Annotated in this window: 5 protein-coding genes; all 5 read right to left on the bottom strand. The window is 64.4% G+C overall.

Annotated elements, in window-relative coordinates; all coding sequences use genetic code 11:
* On the bottom strand, positions 1-1089 hold a 1089-nt coding region (locus tag EN984_RS23350; RefSeq protein WP_164765597.1), incomplete at its 3' end, for a glycerol-3-phosphate dehydrogenase/oxidase.
* Between the two features lie 20 nt (positions 1090-1109).
* Positions 1110-2105, bottom strand: coding sequence for an aldo/keto reductase (locus tag EN984_RS23345; protein WP_127272426.1), 996 nt, complete (start codon positions 2103-2105; stop codon positions 1110-1112).
* The gene (locus tag EN984_RS23340; protein WP_127271366.1) at positions 2102-3082 is read right to left on the bottom strand and encodes a sugar-binding transcriptional regulator; all 981 of its coding nucleotides are present in this window, start codon (positions 3080-3082) and stop codon (positions 2102-2104) included. Before EN984_RS23340 ends, EN984_RS23345 begins: the two co-directional genes overlap by 4 nt.
* Positions 3083-3107: 25 nt before the next feature.
* Positions 3108-4031, bottom strand: a complete 924-nt coding sequence (locus EN984_RS23335) for an ABC transporter permease (RefSeq protein WP_236383556.1) — start codon at positions 4029-4031, stop codon at positions 3108-3110.
* A gap of 76 nt (positions 4032-4107) precedes the next feature.
* A partial coding sequence (locus EN984_RS23330) for an ATP-binding cassette domain-containing protein (RefSeq protein WP_164765596.1) occupies positions 4108-4650 on the bottom strand: 543 nt, incomplete at its 5' end.

Raw genomic sequence — 4650 nt, 5'->3', positions numbered from 1 at the left:
GGTAAAACTGTCCTCGCTGGCGGGCAACGGGCGCACGCCGGCGAAGCGGAACACGATCTGGTTTTCCGTGATCTTGATCGAGGGGAAGACGAAAGCGAGCGACTGCAAGATGTAGCGCTGCTCGTCCTCCTCGCAACGGACCTGGTCCGGATCGTCCACCCGGATGTCGGTCGAGCCGATCAGCACCTTGCCTAGATATGGAAACAGGATGCAGATGCGCCCGTCCTCGTTCTCATAGTAGACCATATGGCCGCCGAGCGCGTCGAACAGTTCGCCGTTGTCGACGATCAGATGCGAGCCCTTGGTACCGCCCATCATCGTCTGCGCCGTTGCCCCGATGGCCTTGTTGGTCAGGTCGATCCAGCCGCCGGTGGCGTTGATGACCAGTTGCGGCCGCACCGGCAGCTCTTCGCCGGTCAGCGTGTCGGTGATGACAAGGCCATCGCCTGTCGACGACACCTGCGCATAGTTCAAGACGCGGGCATTCGTCGCGCTCGCCATGGCGTCCAGCAGCATCTCCAGGCCGAGGCGCTCGGGCCGGCTCACCCAGGCGTCGTAGTAGGTCGCCGAATTGCGGATCGCCGGGTTGATCGCCGGCCATGTCTTCAGGGTTTCAGCGCGGCCCCTGAACCGGTGCGTTGGCATCAAACGCCGTGCAGCGGTGAAAAGGTCATACATGGCAAGCCCGGCCTTGATGACCAGCGCCCCGCGCCGGCTCGGCCGCCGCGTCAACCCCAGGAAACGCACCGCACCGTTGGCGAGACCGGAGAAAATGTCGAAGATCGGCACCGTCGTCGGCAGCGGAGCCACATAGTGCGGGGCATTCCTCAGCAGCCGGTCGCGTTCGAGCAGCGATTCGCGCACCAGTTTGAATTCGCCGTTTTCGAGGTAGCGCAGGCCGCCATGCACCATGCGCGACAGGGCGGCGCTGGCGCCGCTGCAATAGTCGCCCTTTTCCGCCAGCACGACATCGACGCCTTGCAGGGCCAGTTCGCGAAAGACGCTGATGCCGTTGATGCCGCCACCGATGACGAGCACGGCGATATCAGGCCGGTCGCGCAGACCAGCGATTGTATGACTACGGTTCATCGGGGCTGTTGCCTTTTTGCTCAGGCATCCATCGCGGTGAGATGCGCGGCTGCCGCGGCGTCGATTGCCGCTAGCTCGCTTGCCGCAAGCGTGATCTCGCCGGCCCGTGCATTGTCGAGCGCCTGTTCGGGATTGCGCGCGCCGCACAGGGCGAAGGTGATGCCCGGCTGGGCGAGCGTCCAGGCGATGACGATCTGCGCCGTCGACGCCTGGTGGCTCTCGGAGATCGGGGCGATTGCCTCTTTCAGCTTTGCGACTTTCTGCCGGTTGGCCGTGGAAAAGCGTGGGTTGTCCTTGCGCTGGTCGTCGCCGCCGAATGTGCGCTCTGGGTCGACCGTGCCGGTAAGCAGCCCCAGCGCCAGCGACGAGTAGCTGAGGGTGGCAATGTCATGGCGGCGGGTGATCGGCAGCAGGCTGCTCTCGATGTCGCGGTCGATCATCGAATAGCGCTCCTGGATCGCATCGAGCTGGCCGGCATCGATATACTGGCCAAGATCCTCGGCGCTGATGTTGCTGGCGCCAATGGCGCGGATCTTGCCGGCTGCCTTGAGCTTTTCCAATACCGCCATCGTCTCGGCGATCGGCGTCGTCGGGTCCTGCCAATGGGTGATGTAGAGGTCGATATGATCGGTGCCCAGACGGCGCAGGCTCTGCTCGATCTCATAGGCGATGCCGTCGGCGCCGAGATAGCGATGCACAGGCTTGCCGTCCTGATCGAAGAAATGGCCGCCCTTGCCCGAATGCCAGTTCAGCCCGCATTTGGTCGCGATCACCACCTTGTCGCGCTTGCCCTTGATGGCGGTGCCCACGATCGCCTCGCTGCGGCCAAGACCGTAGGCCGGCGCTGTGTCGATCAGGCTGAGGCCGGCATCGATCGAGGCTTCGATCGCCCTGACCGACTCCTTCTCGTCGGTGCCGCCCCACATCCACCCGCCAATCGCCCAGGTGCCCAGGCCTACGGCCGACGCCGATATGCCGGACTTGCCGATCTGCCGCTGGATCTGTCGAGAATTCATGCTACCTCCTGTTCGGCCAGCTCGAGGATCTGGAGCCCCGTGGCCTCGTCCGTGACGATGGTGTCGAGATGGTTGCCGCGCAGGGCGGCGAGGATCGGCGCGACCTTGCTGGGGCCGCTTGCAATGCCGATCGAGCGCGGGATGGTCGCGAACTCGTCAAGCGTCAACGAGACCAGCGAACGGTTGAGCGAGTAGTTGCAAAGCTTGCCCTGGCGGTCGATGAGATGAGCGAGCAGCTCGCCTGTCGCCCCGGACTTCTCGATCGCCTGGCGATCGGCATTCGAGGACGGATGCAGGTCGTAGTAGCTGGAATCGTCGGTCAGGATGGAGCCGACACCCACCACCGCGACATCCGCCTCGCGCGCCTTGCGAAACACGTCGGCGACGGAGCTGATGCCCATCAGCATTTCGCGCTGCTGCGCGGTGTCGGCAAACAGCGGCGCATGGATCTGGTAGGCGCGGCCGCCGAGCTTGTCGGCCATCAGCGAGGCGACGTGGTTGACGTCGGTGTAGTGCTTGCCCTGCACCAGGCCGGTTGCGGGAATGATCTCGACGTCGTATCGGCGCCCCGGCTTGAGACCGGCGACCAGCGCGCTGACGCCCTTGCCGCCGGTGATCGAGATCGTGTCGCCGTCCTTGATGGTGTCGAGCAGCAGCCCAGCCGCCGCCTCGCCGACCCGCTGCAGGGCCGTGTGCGGATTCTCGGAGACCGACGGCACCACCATCGCCCGCTCGATGCCGCCCAGCGCAACCAGCCGTGCTTCCAGGTCGACCAGATGGTCGATCGGCGACTTGATCTTGATCTCGACGAGGCCGAGCTGGTGGCCGCGCTTGATCAGCCGGTTGACCGTCGCGTGCGAGATGCCGAGTTCCCCGGCGATCTCGGCCTGGGTCTTGCCTTCGACGTAATGCAGGACAAGCGCCTGGTGCATTTGACGAACAGCGGCGATGTCGTCGCGGGTGTTGGGAGGGGCCATGGTCTTGCTGCGGTGCCTTTAGAGTTCAGGACTTCTTGCGGTGCAGGAAGTGATCGATCGATACGGCTGCGAGCAGGATGCATCCCTTGATCATGTCCTGCCAATAGACCGAGACATCGAGCAGGATAAGCGAGCTCGTCACCACCGACAGCAACGCCATGCCGAGGATCGCTCCGAAGATGGTGCCCGAGCCACCATTGAGCGAGGCGCCGCCGATGACGGCCGCGGCGATGATGTTGAGTTCCATGCCGGCGCCGAAGGTCGGTGTCGCCGCGCCGAAGCGCGCCATGTAGATGACACCGGCCAGTCCGGCCAGCGTCGAGCACAGCACCGTGACCCAGAACTTCACCTGATTGGTCCGGATGCCGGAGAACTGCGCGGCCTTCTCGTTGGAGCCGGTGTAGAAAACCTTGCGGAAGGCCGTGGCGCGACGCAGCAGGAAGTCGAAGATGGCCACCACGACGATGAAGATCAGGATGACATAGGGGATGTTGTTGAAACTGCCCTGGCCTATGGCCTTGAAGGCCGGCGGCAGGGTGAACAGCGACAGCGGCGTGCCCTTGGTGACCACCAGGCACATGCCGCGCACGATGACCATGGCCGCCAGCGACGTGATGAAATGATTGAGGCCGATCACGGTCACGAAGAAGCCCATCGCCGCGCCGATCAGCGCGCTGACGCCGATGCCGATCAGGCTTGCCGTCCAGGGATCGAGGCCGGCAAGGAACAGCGCACCCGAGACCACCATCGAGAAACACACGACCGAGCCGACGGAAAGGTCGATGCCGCCGACGATGAGCAGGATCGTCATTCCGACGACGACGATGCCTTCGATGGAAAAGCTCATCAGCATGGCGCGGAAATTGCCCCATGTCAGGAAGTGCGGCGAGGCGAAGCTCATGGCGATGCACAGCGCCAGGATGATGACGATCAGCCCGGCCTCGCGCATCGAGGCGAGCTGAGCGAAATTGATGCGCCGCCCGGCGGCCTTGATCTCGGCGTGCACGAGCGCTTCTCCTGATTCCCTAGGCGACATTCTGGGCCTGCCTTTGATTTGAACTGTCTTGAACGCCCGAGGCGAGCATGATGATGGCTTCCTCGCCGAGCTCGCTGGCGGCGAGTTCGCCGGCGATCCTGCCTTCGCGCACCACGACAACGCGGTCGCACAGACCGATCAGCTCCGGCAGCTCCGACGAGATGACGATGACGCCGACACCGCTGCCGGCCAGCTGGCGCAGCAGCCGGTGGATCTCGACCTTGGCGCCGACATCGATGCCGCGTGTCGGCTCGTCCATGATGATGACCTTGGGATCGACGGACAGCTGCCTGGCGATGGCGACCTTCTGCTGGTTGCCGCCGCTCAGCGTCGAGACGGCGGCCTCAATGCCAGCCATGCGCACGCCGAGCCTGCCGGTCAACTCCTTCGCCTGACGATCCTCGGCCTTACGATTGAGCAAGCCGAGTGGCCCGGTGAGCCGGCCGAGGTCGAGCGCGGAGATGTTCGCTGCGATCGGCAGATCGAGGAACACGCCGGAGCCTTTCCGGTCCTCAGAGAGATAGACCAGCCC

Source organism: Mesorhizobium sp. M7A.F.Ca.CA.004.12.1.1, from assembly GCF_003997835.1.
Lineage (GTDB): Bacteria > Pseudomonadota > Alphaproteobacteria > Rhizobiales > Rhizobiaceae > Mesorhizobium.
This window is presented reverse-complemented; position numbering and strand designations above follow the sequence as displayed.

What these genes read in the sequence shown, in the direction of transcription:
- EN984_RS23345 (WP_127272426.1), bottom strand. Translation starts at nt 2,105, where the DNA reads ATGAATTCTCGACAGATCCAGCGGCAGATCGGCAAGTCCGGCATATCG.
- EN984_RS23340 (WP_127271366.1), bottom strand. Translation starts at nt 3,082, where the DNA reads ATGGCCCCTCCCAACACCCGCGACGACATCGCCGCTGTTCGTCAAATG.
- EN984_RS23335 (WP_236383556.1), bottom strand. Translation starts at nt 4,031, where the DNA reads ATGCGCGAGGCCGGGCTGATCGTCATCATCCTGGCGCTGTGCATCGCC.